Origin of the sequence: Paracoccus mangrovi (assembly GCF_042648425.1) — a bacterium.
GTDB lineage: Bacteria > Pseudomonadota > Alphaproteobacteria > Rhodobacterales > Rhodobacteraceae > Paracoccus > Paracoccus mangrovi.
In genome coordinates, this window is the sequence record NZ_JBHRXJ010000007.1 from 19,357 (window position 1) to 36,823 (window position 17,467).

13 protein-coding genes are annotated in these 17,467 nt (G+C 65.2%); 5 read left to right on the forward strand and 8 right to left on the reverse strand.

Features of this window, described 5'->3' with window-relative positions:
- Position 1 precedes the first annotated feature (1 nt).
- Positions 2 to 682, forward strand: coding sequence for a TetR/AcrR family transcriptional regulator (locus ACFOMH_RS10735; protein ID WP_377744424.1), 681 nt, complete (start codon positions 2 to 4; stop codon positions 680 to 682).
- Between the two features lie 27 nt (positions 683 to 709).
- Here the strand turns inward: ACFOMH_RS10735 and ACFOMH_RS10740 are convergent, their stop codons facing one another.
- Positions 710 to 1,540 carry a glycosyltransferase gene (locus tag ACFOMH_RS10740; protein WP_377744426.1) on the reverse strand — a complete coding sequence of 277 codons (831 nt, stop codon included), beginning with the start codon at positions 1,538 to 1,540 and terminating at the stop codon, positions 710 to 712.
- Positions 1,541 to 1,758: 218 nt separating this feature from the next.
- Between ACFOMH_RS10740 and ACFOMH_RS10745 the strand changes: the two genes are divergently transcribed.
- The 4 genes from ACFOMH_RS10745 (at position 1,759) to ACFOMH_RS10760 (ending at position 7,753) form a co-directional block, all read left to right on the forward strand.
- Positions 1,759 to 2,487, forward strand: coding sequence for a chromosome partitioning protein (locus tag ACFOMH_RS10745; protein ID WP_377744427.1), 729 nt, complete (start codon positions 1,759 to 1,761; stop codon positions 2,485 to 2,487).
- A gap of 52 nt (positions 2,488 to 2,539) precedes the next feature.
- A complete protein-coding gene (locus tag ACFOMH_RS10750) occupies positions 2,540 to 4,027 on the forward strand; it encodes a GumC family protein (RefSeq protein ID WP_377744429.1) in 1,488 nt (495 codons plus the stop codon).
- A complete protein-coding gene (locus tag ACFOMH_RS10755; RefSeq protein ID WP_377744430.1) occupies positions 4,027 to 5,388 on the forward strand; it encodes an oligosaccharide flippase family protein in 1,362 nt (453 codons plus the stop codon). Before ACFOMH_RS10750 ends, ACFOMH_RS10755 begins: the two co-directional genes overlap by 1 nt.
- An 82-nt stretch (positions 5,389 to 5,470) precedes the next feature.
- Positions 5,471 to 7,753 (forward strand): NADP-dependent malic enzyme, encoded by a 2,283-nt coding sequence (locus tag ACFOMH_RS10760; RefSeq protein ID WP_377744433.1) that lies wholly within the window; start codon positions 5,471 to 5,473, stop codon positions 7,751 to 7,753.
- Between the two features lie 90 nt (positions 7,754 to 7,843).
- Here ACFOMH_RS10760 and ACFOMH_RS10765 read toward each other — a convergent pair whose 3' ends face one another.
- The 7 genes from ACFOMH_RS10765 to ACFOMH_RS10795 form a co-directional block, all read right to left on the reverse strand.
- Positions 7,844 to 8,416 carry a histidine phosphatase family protein gene (locus tag ACFOMH_RS10765; RefSeq protein WP_374425550.1) on the reverse strand — a complete coding sequence of 191 codons (573 nt, stop codon included), beginning with the start codon at positions 8,414 to 8,416 and terminating at the stop codon, positions 7,844 to 7,846.
- A 23-nt stretch (positions 8,417 to 8,439) separates the two neighbouring features.
- Complete coding sequence (locus ACFOMH_RS10770) at positions 8,440 to 9,492, reverse strand: ABC transporter ATP-binding protein (RefSeq protein ID WP_377744437.1); 1,053 nt, start codon at positions 9,490 to 9,492, stop codon at positions 8,440 to 8,442.
- An 11-nt stretch (positions 9,493 to 9,503) separates the two neighbouring features.
- On the reverse strand, positions 9,504 to 11,252 hold the full coding sequence (locus ACFOMH_RS10775) for an ABC transporter permease (protein ID WP_374425552.1): 1,749 nt from the start codon (positions 11,250 to 11,252) through the stop codon (positions 9,504 to 9,506).
- A 99-nt stretch (positions 11,253 to 11,351) separates the two neighbouring features.
- A complete protein-coding gene (locus tag ACFOMH_RS10780; RefSeq protein ID WP_377744438.1) occupies positions 11,352 to 12,680 on the reverse strand; it encodes an ABC transporter substrate-binding protein in 1,329 nt (442 codons plus the stop codon).
- Positions 12,681 to 12,825: 145 nt separating this feature from the next.
- On the reverse strand, positions 12,826 to 14,064 hold the full coding sequence (locus tag ACFOMH_RS10785) for a sigma-54-dependent transcriptional regulator (RefSeq protein ID WP_377744441.1): 1,239 nt from the start codon (positions 14,062 to 14,064) through the stop codon (positions 12,826 to 12,828).
- Complete coding sequence (locus tag ACFOMH_RS10790; protein ID WP_377744442.1) at positions 14,061 to 16,028, reverse strand: ATP-binding protein; 1,968 nt, start codon at positions 16,026 to 16,028, stop codon at positions 14,061 to 14,063. The genes ACFOMH_RS10785 and ACFOMH_RS10790 overlap by 4 nt, the downstream gene beginning before the upstream one ends.
- Positions 16,025 to 17,332 (reverse strand): ABC transporter substrate-binding protein, encoded by a 1,308-nt coding sequence (locus tag ACFOMH_RS10795; protein ID WP_377744444.1) that lies wholly within the window; start codon positions 17,330 to 17,332, stop codon positions 16,025 to 16,027. The genes ACFOMH_RS10790 and ACFOMH_RS10795 overlap by 4 nt, the downstream gene beginning before the upstream one ends.
- Positions 17,333 to 17,467: the final 135 nt, after the last annotated feature.

The window sequence follows — 17,467 nt, forward strand, 5'->3', positions numbered from 1 at the left end:
AATGATGCAGCATCCATCACATGACGGGCCGGGGGCCATGCAGGGCAAGTCAGAGCGATCCTATCACCATGGCGACCTGCGCCGTGCCGTGCTGGACACGGCCATGGACATGCTGGTCCAGGACGGCAACTGGCAGTTCACCCTGCGCGAGGTGGCGCGGCGGGCCGGGGTCAGTCATGCCGCCCCCTATAAGCATTTCGCCGACAAGACCGCGCTGTTGACCGAGCTGGCGCTGATGGGGTTCGAGCGGCTGGAACAGGCGCTGAGGCTGGCCGCGACCGGCGGCGATGGCGGGATCGGGGGCGCGTTTGCGGCGATGGCGCGGGCCTATCTGGGCTTTGGTCTGGCCAATCCCGCGCTTTACCGGCTGATGTTCGGGGCCGAGGTGGCGCGCGCCAATGGCCTGCATCGCGAGCCGCGCGCCATGGCCGCCTTTGACCTGCTGGGCGATCTGTTGCGGCGCGGTCAGGCAGCGGGGCGGATCATCGCGGGCCCGGTGCCCGGTCTGGCCGGGGCCTGTTGGGCACAGCTGCACGGGCTGACCATGCTTGAAATGGATGGGCTGCTGCGTCCCGAAAAGGTCGGCGAGGATGCGGTCGAGGTCGCGCTTGCGACTTTTCTGAACGGGGTGCTGATCCAAGGTGCGGGAACGGGGCCGGGACCGGGGATGGGCGCGACCTGACCCGCACGGGCCGGGCGATTGGGCCGGCTATCTGCCGCGCGCCCATTCCTGATTGTTGCGCCCGGTGCGGACGGCCAGCGCGACGGCGGCATAGGTCGCAAAGCCCAGCGGATCGGCCGCCGCCAGCCGCATCAGCTCGGCCCGGCCGGGGCGGACATGCCCCTGACGCGCGGGCAGGTCGGGGAACATCTGCGCGATCTGGGCAACGCCCCGATCCTGACGCCGGCGCACGCGGACCAGTGGCGAAAACCCCTCGACCAGCGGCCATTCATAGGGTTCGTCGACCAGAAAACGCTCGGCCTCGGTGAATTGCAGGCGCGCGAAGGTGTCGTCGGAAATGATCTGGGGAAATGCGCCCCAGCGGGCGCGCCCGGCGGCGTTCACCGCGAACAGCCCCGCGCCGGTGACGCCCTGCGCGACAAAGGGCAGCTTTTGCCAGAACCGCGCATAGGCGCGCGAGACGGCGCTTTTCGCCGGGGCGACGACCAGCCGGCCGCCGGCATAGCGCGGCATGTCCACATCGAGCACCGCCACGATGCCCGAAAGCAGGCGCCGACCCATGCGGATATCGGCATCCAGATAAAGCCGGATCCCGTCGGGCCGGGCGCAGCCATCGGCATGGTTCAGCGCGCCGATCTTGCCGCCCCGGGGCAGATCCTCGACCCGCAGAAGCCAGCCGCGATCCGCAAAGGCCGGGGCCATGGCGCCGGCGCGCCCGACGGTATCGTCGCGACAGCCATTGGCGGCGACGATCACCTCGACCGGGCCGGTATGGTCCTGATCAAGGATGCTTGCCAGACAGGCCCCGATATAGTCGGCCTCGTCATGGGCGGGCAGGATGATGGTGCAGGGGGTCATCTGTCAGGGTCTGGATTTGTAAAGCAATTGCTGTAATTTAGTGCCGGCACCGTGACGCGCAAGGAAATGTGCGGCATTCTTCGGATCATGGCTGTTTTCAGTTGTGGCGGCCATGTCCGCGACGTTACCATGCGCCGGCCGGGCATGTCACCGGCTAGAGGCCGGCCTTGTCATGGCCTGCCGTCATGAAAGGTAGAGGGGCCAAGGTTTTGAAGCCCGTGAAAGGACAAGGCCCGGACAAGCTTCCGGCACAGGCGACCGCCCTTGAAATCGTGCGCCGCAAGGTATCCAGCAAATTCGTCCGCCGCGAGGCGGCGCTGGCGGCCTCGGATGCCCACCACGCCAGAATCATCGCCGAGCGGTTTTCGCTGCTGCGCACGCGGATCCTGCGCGAAATGCGCAATCGCGGCTGGACCCGGCTTGCCGTGGTGCCGGTCACCGCGGATGCCGGCGGCACCTATGTCGCGCTGAACCTGTCGCTGGCCATCGCCCGCCAGCCCCATACCCAGGTCGCGCTGATCGACCTCAATCTGGGCAATCCGGGCGTGGCCGAATTGATGGGCGTGCCGGGATGCAGCGCGATTTCGGCGGCGCTGCGCGACGTGCAGGGGCTGGAACGGCTGGTCTTCAATATCCACGAAGTCCCCAACCTGTCGGTGCTGGCGCCCGACCGCCCCGAGGCCGAGGCGGCCGAGCTGTTGCAGGATCATATGCTGATCGAGGCGATGAACAGCCTGCACCACCGTCATCCCAGCGAGATTTCGGTTCTCGACACCGCGCCGCTGCTGGGGGCGGATGCGGCGCTGGCATCCTTGCCGCTGGCCGATGCGCTGCTTCTGGTCGCGGACGGGCAAAAGGGCACCGCCGCCGACATGGCCGAGGCCGAGCGCCTGCTGGTCGGCATGCCGCCGGTGATGGGCATCGTCCTGAACAAGGCCGAAGATTGAGCCCGGATTTGAACATCGCAGGATAGGACGAGCTTTGGGACCGATACAATCCTTGCAGGATCTGATTTCGATGATCTGGCGGCGGCTGCCGCTGGTCCTGACGATCTCGATCGTGGGGGTGCTGACCTCATTCTATCTGATCGTGTCCTCGCCCCGCATCTATGAGGCGTCGGCGGTGATTCAGCTGGACATGCCCGCCGCCATCGACCAGGGCACCGACAGCTCGCTGCCGGCGGCACGCCGGGTGCAGCTGATCGAACAGCGCCTGATGGCGCGCGCCAACCTGCGCGAGGTGATCGAGCGGCTGGACCTCTTTTCCAACACCCCCCAGCTGAGCGAGGCCGAAAAGCTGACGGCGCTGCGCAGCTCGACCCGCATCGAAAGCATTTCGGCGCCGGGGGTTTCGGTGGATTCGCGGATGTCGCTGGCCGCCATCGTGATCACCTCGCGCGCGGAAACGGCGGTCACGGCGGCGGCGATCGCCAATGATTTCGCCGACAGCGTCGTGAACCGCGACCGCGACAACCGCAGGCTGCGGATCGGGGAATCGCGCGACTTTCTGACCGCCGAAGAGCGGCGTCTGAACGACCAGCTTGCCGCGCAGGAACGCGAGATCATCGACTTCAGCTCGCGCAACGAGGATTCGTTGCCCACCGCGCAGGAATTCCTGCAAACCGAACTGGCCCGGCAGGACGAGACGGAAAGCGTTCTGGACCGCGATATCATGACCTTGCAGCGCGAACGCCTTGCGCTTGAGGCGGGCAATCTGACGGCGGGGGCGCGGCCCTCGGCCTCGCTGGTCCAACAGATCCGCGCCGCCGAGGTCGAGCTGTCGCAGGCGCGCCGGACGCTGGCCGCCGACCACCCGGAAATCAAGCGGCTGGAGGAAAACCTTACGCGGCTGAACAGCGGTGCGACCGAAACCGATTCGGATGTCGCCCGCCGTCAGGCCGAGCTGATCGATACGCAGTTGACGCAGCTGAACCAGCAAAAGGTCGCGCTGGATACGCGGCGACAGGAAATCGACGCCGCCCGCGCCCGCGCGCCCCAGGTCGCGCGCGAGCTTGAGGCGATGACCCGCGAACAGCGTCGCCTTCAGGATCGCTATGCGGAAATCTCGCGCCAGCTGGCGCAGGTCGAAACCCAGCAGATGCTGATGGACAGCGATCAGGCCGAACGTTTCGTGGTGCTGGAAAACGCGGTGCCGCCGGAATATCCGGTGCTGTCGAACCGCAAGAAAAGTGCGGTGATGAGCGTCGGCGCCAGCGGTGCGCTGGCCCTGCTTGCGGCCTTTATCCTTGAGGTGATGAACCCGGTCCTGCGCCGCAGCAAACAATTCGAGCGCGTCACCGGCACCCGGCCCGTCGTCTCGCTGCCCTATCGCAAATCCGAGGCCGATATCGTCGCCTGGCACCGCCGCAATATCTATCTGGTGGTGCTTTTGGTGGTGGGGGCGCTGCTGGCTTTGTGGATCGTGGGCGCGATACCCGGCCTGCCTTCGCCGGGCGTGGCCCCGGCACCCACCGACGGGATGGGGTGATGAGCGGGCAGGACGCCGCCGACACGCCGCGCAAAAGCCTTGCTTCGCGCGCTTTGGGCAGTGGTGCCTGGTCGATGGCCAATTTCGGCCTGGGCCAGATCATGCGGCTTGGCTCGAACCTGATCCTGACGCGGATCCTCAGCCCCGAGGATTTCGGCCTGATGGCGCTGGTCACCAGCTTTCTGATCGGGCTTGCGATGTTCAGCGACATGGGCTTTGGCCCCTCGATCATGCAAAGCAAACGGGGCGACGATCCCGATTTTCTGGACACGATCTGGACGCTCAAGATCATTCGTGGACTGGTGATCTTTCTGGCCGCGCTGGCCATGTCCTGGCCGCTGGCATGGTTCTATGACGCGCCGCAATTCGCCTGGGTGTTCCCGGTCGCGGCCAGTTCGCTGCTGGTGGGCGGGTTCTTTCCGACGCGGATCGATTCGGCGGCGCGGCATCTGCAACTGGGCCGGCTGACGGTGATCGAACTGGGCAACCAGCTGATCGGCATCCTGATCACCATCGCGGCCGCGCTGATCCTGCAATCGGTCTGGGCGCTGGTCTGGGGCAATGTGCTGGGCGCGTTCGCGCAATTGCTCACATTCCGGCTGTTTCTGCCGGGCCATCGCAACCGCCTGCGCATGGAACCCGAGGCCCGCGCCGAGGTGATGAAATTCGGCAAATGGATCTTTTTCAGCACCATCTGCGGCTTTTTGCTGTTTCAGGGCGACCGGATCGTGCTGGGCCGGGTGCTGACGCTGGATCAGTTGGGGGTCTATAATATCGGGCTGTTTCTGGCCACGGTGCCGATGATGCTGGGATCCTCGATTGCAAGCCGGCTGTTCATCCCGATGTATCGCCAGCACCCGCCCGGCGAAAGCGCCGAGGATGCGCGGCTTTTGTCGCGCACCCGCGCGGGGCTGACAGCGCTTTTGCTGGTCGTGGCGGTGACGCTGGCCTGGCTGGGGCCGCGGCTGGTCGAACTGCTTTACGATCCGCGCTATGCGACGGCGGGCGGCATTCTGGTCGCCATCGCCTGCATTCAGATGATTCAGGTGATCCCGATCAGCTATGAATATTCGGCGCTGGCTGCGGCGGATTCGCGGGGCTTTTTCGTCATGCAATCGACGCGCGCGGTGATCTATTTCGCGCTGGTCGCGGGCGGGGCCTATCTCTTCGGTCTGGCCGGGTTGCTGGCCGGGCAGGCGCTGTCACAGGTCCTGTGCTATCCGGTCACGGTCTGGCTGGCGCGCAAGCACAATGCATGGGATCCGCGCCACGATCTGATCGCGATCGTTCTGGCGCTGGCTGCGGCGGCGCTGTCTTTTAGCCTGCATGAAGAGGCGATCCGGGCGGCCCTCTTGCCCTAGCGCGGCGCGGGCTTGCGTTTTTGCCCTTTCGGTTCCGCACGCCTCCGCTCTATCCATGTAGGATGAGCGGAGGAACAGCCCGATGAGCGACGATCACACCCCCCACAAATCCCGCATTACCCGCGAAGAGGCGCTGGCCTATCATCTTGAGCCGCGACCGGGCAAATACGACATCGTGGCCTCGACCCCCATGGCGACGCAGCGCGACCTTTCGCTGGCCTATTCGCCGGGCGTCGCGGTGCCGGTCGAGGCCATCGCCGAAAAGCCCGAAACCGCTTACGACTATACGGTCAAAGGGAATATGGTCGCCGTCATCTCGAACGGCACCGCGATCCTTGGCCTTGGCAATCTGGGGGCGCTGGCATCGAAGCCGGTGATGGAGGGCAAGGCGGTGCTCTTCAAGCGCTTTGCCGATGTGAACGCCATCGATATCGAGCTCGATACCGAGGACCCGGACGAAATCATCAATGCCGTCCGGCTGATGGGGCCGACCTTTGGCGGCATCAACCTTGAGGACATCAAGGCGCCGGAATGCTTTATTATCGAGCAGCGGCTGAAAGAGCTGATGGATATCCCGGTCTTTCACGACGACCAGCACGGCACGGCGGTGATCTGTGCCGCGGGCCTGATCAACGCGCTGGAGCTGTCGGGCAAGAAGATCGAGGACGTCAAGATCGTTCTGAACGGTGCGGGCGCGGCCGGGATCGCCTGTCTGGAGCTGTTGAAATCCATGGGCGCGCGGCATGACAACTGCATCATGTGCGACACCAAGGGCGTGATCTGGCAGGGCCGCACCGAGGGCATGAACCAGTGGAAATCGGCCCATGCGGTGAAAACCGACCTGCGCACCCTGGAAGAGGCGATGCGGGGCTGCGACGTGTTCCTTGGGGTGTCGGCCAAGGGTGCGGTGACGCAGGCCATGGTCCAGTCGATGGCCGAAAATCCGGTCATTTTCGCCATGGCGAACCCGGACCCCGAAATCACCCCCGAGGATGCCCATGCCGTCCGTCCCGACGCCATCGTCGCCACCGGCCGCAGCGATTATCCAAATCAGGTCAATAACGTCCTTGGCTTTCCCTATCTGTTCCGGGGTGCGCTGGACATCCATGCCCGGGCCATCAACGACGAGATGAAGATCGCCTGCGCGCATGCTTTGGCGGAACTCGCGCGCGAGGATGTGCCCGACGAGGTCGCGGTGGCTTATGGCCGCAAGTTGCAATTCGGCCGCGATTATATCATCCCGACGCCCTTTGATCCCCGGCTGATCCATGTCGTGCCGCCGGCCGTGGCCCAGGCGGGCATGGATACCGGCGTCGCCCGCCGCCCGATCATCGACATGGAGGGCTATGTCCAGTCGCTGCGCGCACGCATGGACCCAACCGCCGCGATCCTGCAAGGCATTCATGCCCGCGCCCGACAGGCACAGGCGCGGATGATCTTTGCCGAAGGCGACGATCTGCGCGTCTTGCGTGCCGCCGTGGCCTGGCAACGCGGCGGCATGGGCCAGTCGCTGGTGGTGGGTCGCGAAGCCGAGGTCAAGGAAGCCCTGGAATCCGCCGGTCTGGGCGATGCGGTGCGCGAACTGACCGTGGTCAACTCCGCCAATACCCGGCATCTGGAAACCTATCAGAACGCGCTTTATGCGCGCCTGCAACGCAAGGGTTTCGACCGCGAGGACGCCTTCAAGCTGGCAGCGCGCGACCGCCATGTCTTTGCCGCCCTGATGCTGATGCATGGTCATGGCGACGGGTTGGTGACCGGGGCCACGCGCAAGAACGCGCCCACGCTGTCGCAGATCGGCAAGGTTTTCGACGTGACCCCCGATGACGGCGCGGTCGGTCTTACGGCGGTGCTGCACAATGGCCGCATCATCGTCATCGGCGATACGCTGGTCCATGAATGGCCCGATGCCGAGGATCTGGCCGATATCGCGACGCGCGGCGCCCATGTCGCGCGCGGGCTTGGGCTTGAGCCGCGCGTGGCCTTCCTGTCGTTTTCGAACTTCGGCTATCCGCTGAGCGAACGCGCGGTGAAGATGGCCCATGCGACCGAGGTGCTGGACGCGCGCGGCGCGGATTTCGAATATGAGGGCGAGATGACCGTGGACGTTGCGCTGAACCCCGTTCAGGCGGCGAAATATCCGTTCTCGCGGCTGACGGGGCCGGCGAATGTGCTGGTGGTGCCGGCGCGGCATTCGGCCTCGATCTCGGTCAAGCTCTTGCAGGAAATGGCGGGCGCGACGGTGATCGGGCCGATCCTGACCGGGGTGCCGCTGCCCATTCAGATCTGTTCGACCAGCTCGACGGTCAACGACATCCTGAACATGGCCGCCATCGCGGCGGGCCGTCTGGGCCAGATCAAATAGCCGGTTCCCGGTTCCCCAAAGCGAAAGCCCTGCGGGTGACCGCAGGGCTTTTCCTTGTCGCAAGAGGTGGGCCGCAAAGGGGAAAATGGCCTAGTGCAGGACGGTTTCCCGGCCGTTTCCGATGCGAAAGACGACGCCTTGCGGGACATCGATCCGGTCCCATTCCATGGCGGGCCTGTCGGTCAGCACGCCGCGCAGCACCATCAGCACGATCTTGTGGCTGACGATGATGCTGGGCGCTCTGAGATCGGCCAGAAAGCCGCGCAACCGCGTTTCCAGCCCGATCAGCCCCTCGCCGCCCGGCGCGCTGCGGCACAGGTCGAGATCGCCGGCGCAGCCCGCCACAAGTTGCGGATCGCGGGCCCCGCGCTCGGCGGGGGTCAGCCCCTCCCAGGCGCCGAAATCCACCTCGCGCAGGCGCCGGTCGATCACCGGCACCAGCCCGTCCAGCGCGATGCGCGCCGTGTCCCGCGCCCGCCGCAAGGGGCTGCAATAGCGCGCAAGCTGCCACATCTGCGGCACCTCGCGCGCAAGGATATCCGCCTGAGCCGTGGCCTGCGCCCGCCCCCGCGCGGTCAGGGGCGAGTCCTGGCTGCCCTGAATGCGCCCCTCGCGGTTCCATTCGGTTTCGCCATGGCGCAACAGGTACAGCTCATGCGGCATCTGCAAGGGATCCCGGCCGCGTGTCAGAGCACGACGGCATTTTCGGTATTGGCTTGCAGATGCACCTCGGCGCCGGTTTCGAACCAGTCCCGGCCAGCGCTGTGGCTTTGGTCGACCACGATTTCGGTGCCGCCGGCCGCCACCAGATAGCGGATCTGGCTGCCCAGAAACTCGCGATGCAGCACCTTTCCGCTGAGCGCGTTCGCCCCGGCCTCGCGCTGGATCGAGATGTTCTGCGGACGCAGCACGATGTTGCTGCCCGCGGCATTGCGACCGCCCGGCAGTGCCAGCATGTCGCCGGTCGCGGTGCGGAACCGCGCGCCCGAGGCATCGCTTTCGACCCGGCCTTCAAGGATATTGGCCGTGCCCAGAAAGCGCGCGACGAACAGGTTTGCCGGCCGGTCATACAATTCCTGGGGCGAGCCGATCTGCTGGATGACGCCGCCATCCAGAACCGCCATCCGGTCCGAGGTGGTGTTCGCCTCTTCCTGGTCATGGGTGACGAAGATGGTCGTCAGGCCCAGCTTGCGTTGCAGGCGCAGCAGCTCGCGCCGCATCTGCACGCGCAGCGAGGCGTCGAGGTTCGACAAGGGCTCGTCCAGAAGCAGCACGGTCGGTTCCGTCACCACCGTCCGCGCAAGCGCGACCCGCTGTTGCTGGCCGCCCGACAGCTGGTTGGGCATGCGGTCGGCCAGATGCGCAAGCCCGACCAGTTCCAGCCCCTCCATGACTTTGGGGCCGATGGTGGAGGCGGGCAGCCGCCTTTCGCGCAGGCCAAAGGCCACGTTGTCGCGCACGCTCATATGCGGCCAAAGCGCATAGGATTGGAACACCATGCCCACATTGCGCCGCCACGGGTCCAGCCCGACCACATCCCGGTCGCCGATCATGATCCGGCCGCGCGGCTGCGGGCCAAAGCCCGCGATCGACCGCAACAGCGTGGATTTGCCCGAGCCCGACGGGCCCAGAAAGGCGAAGAACTCGCCCGGTTGGATGTCCAGATTGACACCCTTGAGCACCTCGGTCGGTCCGAAAGACAGGTGCAGGTCTTCGATCTTGATGCCAGCTTTCTTCATTGGTCTGTTCCTTAATGGACGTCGCCAGAGGCTTTGAGTTTCTTGTCGCGCTCGATGATGATCTGCGAGGCGATGGTGCCAAGCGCCACCACCAGAACCGCCACGATCCCAAGGGCTGCCCCCGCACCGCGCCCCGAGGGCGTCTGCATGAACAGATAGATCCCATAGGCCAGCGGCGCGTCGCTGTTCGAACTGACCAGCATGATCGTCGCCGAAAGCTCGACCGCGGCGGTGGCAAAGCTGGTGACGAAACCGGCCAGAATGCCCCCGGTCATGAGCGGCACCACGATCTTCTGGATGGTGCGGCGCTTGGTGGCGCCAAGGCTTTCGGCGGCCTCTTCCAGCGCAAGGCTGACCTGTTGCAGCGCCGCCATGCAGGCGCGCAGCGCATAGGGCAGGCGCCGGATCATCAGCGCAAGCGCGATGATCACCCACCAGCTTGCCAGCGGCTCACCCACGAAAGGCAGCTCGATGGAATGGAAGGTGCGCAGATAGCCGATGCCCAGCACCACCCCCGGCACCGCAAGCGCGGCGGTCGCCAGATAGTCCAGCGCCTTGCGCCCGAAAATCTTGGTGCGGATCACGATATAGGCGATGGCGGTGCCGATGATCACGTCCAGCGTGGCCGCGATGCCGGCATAGATCACCGTGTTCAGGATGAAGGTCTTGGACCCTTCCCACATGGTGACATAGTTTTGCAGCGTATAGGCGTCGGGCAGGGGGGCAAAGCTCCAGATCGTGCCAAAGGACAAGAGCGCAAGCCCGATATGGGGCGAAAGCACGCAAAGCAGGATGAAGATCACCACCCCGTAGGCCAGCACCTTTTCGGCGGGCTTGAGGTCGCGCTTGGCCATGCCGCCGCCGCCTTTCTGCACGGTGGCGTAATCCTTGCCGCGCATCACCAGGAACGAGGCCCAGAGCGACAGCACCGAAAACGCGACCAGAATGACGGAAATCACATAGCCCATCGGGTCGCTGATCCCGACGCCCGAGATGCGCAGATAGGCCTGGGGCGCCAGCATGTTGTTGACGTTGAGCAAAAGCGGCGTGCCCAGATCGTCGAAGACCTTGATAAAGACCAGCGCCGCGCCCGCGACATAGCCCGGCATGGCCAGCGGGAAGACGATCTTGCGAAACAGCCGCATCCCGTGCGAGCCGAGGTTCTGCGCGGCCTCTTCCATCGAGCGGTCGATATTGCGCAGTGATGCCGACAGGTTGATCAGGATGAACGGGAAATAGTGGATCGACTGGACCAGGATCACGCCGTTCAGCCCCTCCATGAAGGGGATGGTAAAGCCCAGATGCTCGGACATGAGCAGGTTCACCGTGCCGTTGCGGCCGAAAATCAGCTGCATCGCGACCGCGCCGACAAAGGGCGGCATGATCAGCGGGATGAAACCCAGGCTCTGAATGATCAGCGAGCCCGAGAAGTGGAACCGCGTGGTGATATAGGCCAGCGGCAGCGCGATCAGCGTCGCCACCACCACCGACATGGCCGAAACGTAAAACGAGTTCCAGAAGCTTTCCCGGAACAGCGATGTGTTGAAGAAGTCGACGAAGTTCTGAAGCGTCAGCGCCCCGGTGGCCGGATTCTGAAAGGCCACATAGACGACCTGCGCCACCGGGACCAGCAACAGCCCGATCAGCAGCAGCGCGATGAACAGCGCGACCATGTGCAGCCCGCTCAGCCGCGGAAACAGCCATCCGGGCATACGATCTGCAAGGCCCGTCGCGACGGGCGGTTCCTGTGTGTTCGACATGTTCGATTCTTTCACAAGTGCTGCCATCGCCCGCGGAGAGGAAGGGGGGGCGGGCGATGGCAGCTTGCGACGGGCGCGAAGGCCCGGCCGCAAAGGGGACTACATGGCAGCCGCTTTATCGGCCAGTTCCTTGGCCTTGCGGTAGTTTTCGACGATGGTGGCATCCCAGCGCGATTCCACCTCGGCCTGACGCTCGCCGATCTCGTCGGTCTCTTTTTCGCGCTTGGCGGTGAAGATCGCGTTGAATTCCGGATCAAGGCTTTGCGCGTCATCGACAGGGGTGGCGTCGATCAGGGCGCGGGCCTCGGCGATCATGGCCTTGGCTTCGGCATTGTCGCCGGCGGTGTGCTTTTCCTCGGCCAGCTGCACGGCACGCACGGCGGCGCGCAGATCGTCCAGACGATAGGTGATCATCACGTCAAACAGCGAGTTGACCAGATTATAGCGCTTGCCCGAGACGTCGACGTCGAACTTGACCGCCGCGCCGATCGAGCTGTCCTCGAACGGGTTCGGAAAGCCCTCGGGGGCGTCGGCATAGGCGGCCGGATTGACCGGAAGACGCATGATCTCGGGCTCGAAGAGCACCTTCTGACCTTCCAGCGACAGCAGGAATTCGACAAAGGCGACGGCGCCGTCATGGTTCGGGGCATTGGTGATCACGCCGACATTGGCCGGAACCAGGGCGGTGACCGTCGGATAGACGAAATCGACCGGAAAGCCCGAGGCCCGCGACGAAAAGCCGAAAAAGTCGATGACGATGCCAAAGCCGAAATTGCCGGTGTTCACGCCATCCGGCACGCCAAAGCTGCGTTCGGTCACGGTGGCGAAATTGCCCGCCATCCATTTCCATTCCGACCAGCCCTTTTCCCAGCCGTCGCCTTGCAGCAGCGTCTCGACGGTCAGGTGCGTGGTCCCCGAACGCGAGGGCGACGAGATGCCGACATGGCCGTAATATTCGGGCTTGGCCAGATCGCTCCATTCCTTGGCCGGCTCAAGGTTGTTGGCCTTGATATAGCGTTCGTTCCACATGATCCCGTAGCCCGAGGCGGCAAAGCCGAAATAGGTGCCGTCGGGGTCGTTCATCGGATAGGTGCCGATCTTGTCGGGGATCCCCTCGCTTTTGGGTTCGATCTTGGTCAGCAGCTTTTCCGATTTCAGCACCTCGAACGCGTCGGGCGCAGAGGCCCAGAACACGTCCGACGTGTTCGAGCCGGTGGTTTCCTCAAGAAACTTCACCGCCGACGAGGTGCTTTTGTTCAGCACTTCCAGATCATAGCCGGGATTCGCGGCCTCAAAGGCCTTTTCGATCGGCCCGGTCATGGAATCGGGGAATGAGGTGATCACCGTCACCTTGCCGTCGGCATGGGCCATGCCCGCCATCAGGGCCAGCGCGGCGATGGAGCCGCAAAGCGATGTTTTCAGTTTCATGTTATCCTCCCGTTGAGCCACGCACTCCTCAATGCGCTGGATGAACTATCCGGGACAGATTCGGCTTGTGTCAAATTTCCTGATTTTTCATGTATTTATATATGTTTTGGGTCAGTATTGACACGGCTTTTGGGTCGGTTTTGACTTATTCCAGAAGCCCGGTCGCCTTCATGCGCAGGTAAAGCCGCTTGCGGGGAATCTGCAAAAGATCGGCGGCGGCGCCCTTTTGGCCGCCGGCCTCCATCAGCGCGCGTTCAATAATGGCGCGTTCGTGGCTTTGCATGGCCTCGTCATAGCTGGCGACGGGGGCGCCATCGCCGGCCGGAACGTGATCCAGGCCCAGCGGTAGGCCAAGAACCATGCGTTCCGCGACCCCGCGCAATTGCCGCAGATTGCCGGGCCACGGATATTTGCGAAAGCTGGCCAGCGTTTCGCGCGTGACCGGAGGCAGGGGCTTGCCGAACCGGCCGGCGGCGTCGCGCAGGAACAGCTCAAGCAGCGTGAAGACGTCCTTTTCGCGCTCGCGCAGCGGCGGCAACCGGATCGGCGCCACCGCGACCAGATAGTAAAGTTCGTCCGTGATCTGGCCCGAGGCGTGGCATTTCGCCGGATCGCCGGTGACCGAAACCAGCACCCGCGCGCGCCGGGGCTGGCGCAGATATTCGGCGACGATGCTTTGCCCGGTCGCGCCCAGCCGGTGCAGGGCGCGGAAATGCACCGTGTCCTGATCGGGGATGGCGCGCAATTCGGCGCGCAGCGTGGCATCGTCCAGATTGGCACAGTTGATGGGATGAAATTCGCCCGCCACCTCGGAAAAATCGTGGATCGCGCGGGCGGTCACCTCTTTGCCGGTGCCGGCCTCGCCATGCAACAGGATGGTTATCGGCAGGGGCGCGATTTCCAGCAATTGCCGGCGGCATTCCCGGATCGCGGCCGATGTCCCGATCAGCCGCCCGCGCAGATCGCCGTAACGCGCCACCCGGCGGCGCAGGCGCATGTTCTCGATCACCATCTTGCGTGCGTTCAGCGTGCGCCGCACCAGCCCAAGCAGCATGTCGGGCTGAACCGGCTTTTCCAGAAAATCATAGGCCCCGCCCCGGATCGCGGTGATCGCCATGCGGATGTCGCCATGCCCGGTCATCATGATGAAGGGCACCTTGGCGGCGGCGGCGCGCACGGCCTTGAGCACCGCGAACCCGTCCATGCCCTGCATGCGCACATCGCACAGGATCAGCCCGTCCCATTCCGGGTCCAGCCGTTCCAGCATGCGCGCGCCGTTTTCGAATGCGCGGGTGGCGAAACCTTCGCTTTCCAGAAACTCGGTCGTGGCCTCGCGGAAATCGGTATCGTCATCGACAAGATAGATGGCGGCTTCGCGTTTCACGGCAGCTTCTCCCCCCGGGGCAAGGTGATGGTGGCGCGCGCACCCGGGCCGTTCACGCGCCGCGCCAGCGCCAGCCCGCCGCCCATCCCGGTCAGGATGTTCAGCGATATCGACAGGCCCAGCCCCATGCCCTTGCCGGGATCCTTGGTGGTGACAAAGGGATCGACCGCGCGGTCGGGCGACAGCGCGCCAAAGCCCACGCCGGTATCGACCACGCTAAAGGCGACCATGCCGGGCGGGGCCTCTTCGGGGCGGATGCGGATTTCGCCGGGCTGGCCGGTTTCGGCGATGGCATCGGCTGCGTTCGAGATCAGATTGACCAGCACCTGCGCCGTCAGCACCGCGTCGCCCATAAAGACCAGCTGTGCGATCGCCGGCTCGACCGTCAGCCGGGCATGGCTGTCGCCCAGTTTTGCGTGCAGCAGCTCGCCGATCTCGGCGATCAGCGGCGCCAGTTCGACCGGCTCGCGCGTGTATTCCGAGCGGCGGGCAAAGCGGCGCAGATGCTCGATGATGCGTTCGATGCGGGCGATCAGCTCGTCGATCTTGGTGATCTGGCGCGACGCCGCCGGGATATCGGGCCCGTTCAGCGCCTTTTCGGCCAGATGCAGACGCTGGCGGATGGCGCCCAGCGGCTGGTTCAATTCGTGGCTGATCCCTGCCGACAGCGTTCCCAGCGCCGCGATCTTGCCGGCCTGCACCAGTTCCGATTGCGTCTGGCGCAGCCGCTCGATGGCCTGATCGCGTTCGGTGACCGACAGCTGAAAGGCGCGCACCGCGCGCGACAGCTCGGCGATTTCGTCATTGCGGGCGGGGGGCGCCTGAACGGTCACCGTCTCGCCCGCCGCGATCTGGCGCATCTGGCTGGTCAGACGCTGCATCGGCCGGATGATCGAGGGGCGCACATAGAGAAACAGGATCGCGATCCCCGCCACGGCGCCAAAAACCGTCAGCACGATCAGGAACCGCGCCGAGGTGGCCGAGCGGGCCGAAAACGCGTCGCTGATGGCGATCATCTCGTCGCGCTGATCCTCGGTCAGCTGGCCCATATGCCGCTGAACGTCGTTCAGGATGGCAAAGCTCGATTCCAGAAGCCGCCGCAGCCTGTCGCGGGTTTCCAGCCAATGCCGGCGCTTGGCGATGACCCCGCTTTCGCCAAGCGCCTGTTCGTCCAGCGTCGCCAGCCCCTGGACCAGCGATACCGCGTCGGCCCTGTCCTGCAACGCCGCAAGATGCCCCGAGGCGCGCAGCTGCGCATCCGCCAGCAGCGCCGCGAACTGGTCCAGCTGCTGCGCGGTCTGGCTGGATGCGCTTTGAATGCCCAGCGTGGTCGCGACCGACACCGCATCGCCCAGATCGGCGAACATGGCGTTGCGGGCCTGTTCATCCAGCAGGCTGCGCACCTGCAAGCGCCGCCCGGTCGCGCCCTGTTCCTGTTGCAGGGCCAGGGTCATGGTTTCGATATTATAGGCGGTGTCGGCCTTGAAGGCGGTGATCTCGTCCTGAAAATCCACGTTCAGCCAGCGCAGCCGTTCAACATGGCTGATCAGCTGGGTCTCGATCCGGCGGGTTTCCTCGAGTGCGTGGATGACGCCGGTCAGGTTGGCCAGCAGCTTTTGCGACAGATCGGCATCCAGACCGGTGTCGTCGCCGCTGCGCAGCAGCGCCTCAAGATCGGCGACACTGCGGCGCAGCTCGGCCTCTTGCAGGGTCGGATCGGGGGCCTCGGCGGTCAGGATGCGGTTGCTGAGCATCGCAAGCTCGGCCGCGCGCGAGGAAAGCCGCGTCGCATTCATCAGCCGCGGCACCTGCCTTGCGCTCAGCTCGTCGACCACGGTGCGGGCGGTGCCGAACCATAAAAACGCCACCCCCACCACCGCCCATGTCAACAATACCGCCGTCAGGATCAGCAGAAACAGCCGCGTCCAGATCGTCGGCGCGATATGGTTCCAGATCGCCCTCATCGCCCGCCCGGTCGTTCCAGCGCGGCCAGCGCGCGTTCGGCGGCGACCAGTTGCGCGGCGACGCGGGCGCGCCAATTGGCGACGATCTCGCGTTCCGCCGCGCCCAGCGTCACCAGCGCGGTCCCCCGCATCCCGCCCGCGATCCGCAGCGATGCGTCGCGCGCCTCGTCCCAGCTGACCGGGACCTCGGTCAGGATGCGCCGGACCCGGTTCAGCCGCTCGGGCGGGACGCGCCCGCGCAGCTCGTGATGGCGGCGCCACAGATCGCGCCGCTCGGTCAGAACCTCGGTGATGGTCAGGTCGAACAGCGTGTTCACCGCCCAGAACCGATCCGCCGAGGCGCGGGCGTCGTAATCCAGCCAGGGCAGGCGCAGCGCCTGAATGATGCCGTCGGGCAGCTGGTTTCGGACCTCTTCCCGGATGGCGGGGTCATAGGGCACGCGGCCGATATCGGGCTGGACCAGCATCAGTTGCCCCTCGCGCGACAGGATCAGGCGAAGGAATGCGCAGGCCTGCGCCGGGTCGCCCACCTCTTTGAGGATGCCGATCTGGGCCGGGGCCAGGACCAGCGGGCGGCCATAGCGGAAATCCAGCAGCTCGGCCCGCGATTGCGCCAGAAAGTCGACGGTGAAACCGATGTCGAAACGGCGGTCGATCACGCCTTCGGGCACGCCGAAGCTGCGCGCCGTCAGCGTCGAGAGATTGCCCGCCAGTTCCAGAAAATAGGCCCAGCCCGCATCCCAGCCGCGCACCTGAAGGATTTCCTCGACCATCAGATGGGTCGTGCCGGATCGCGACGGCCGCGCCATCGCGATCTTGCCGCCATAGCTGGGATCCAGAAGGTCGTTCCATTCGGCGGGCATGAACACCTCGGCGTCGCGGCGGCGCGCCCAGCCGACCGCCGAAATGGCAAAGGGCGCGACCGAGGGCGGGCCGTCCGCACCGCAGACCCCCTCGGGGGCAAAAGCGTTTTCGCGGCGCAATATCTCGAAAGCTTCGGGGGATGAGGACCAGAAGACCTGAAACCGGCGGGGATTGCCGCGCAGGATCTCGTCCAGCGCCGCGACGGTGTTCTTGTTCAGCACCCGGATCCCGCGCCCCGGGTCATGGCCGGATTCCGCCGTGCTTTCGTCGCCCGCGCGACCGCCAGCCGCCTCCCGGCCGGAAAACTCGTCGGCGAAAAGATCCACGAATTCGGCCGAGAACCGTTCGGGAAACGAGGTCAGGATGGCCAGGTCCTGAGCCTTGGCCGGCAGCAGCGTCGCCAGCAGAATGGCCGTGAAATGGGCAAGATATCCGCGCATGGGCGGGACCGTATCACGGTTTCCGGCAAAGGCTAACGAACATGCTGGAATGCATAAAATGGGTCGGAATTGACCCATGGTTTCGGGGTGGTTTCAGGACCGGCGCGAGGGGGCGACACCGGGGTTCTGTGCGAC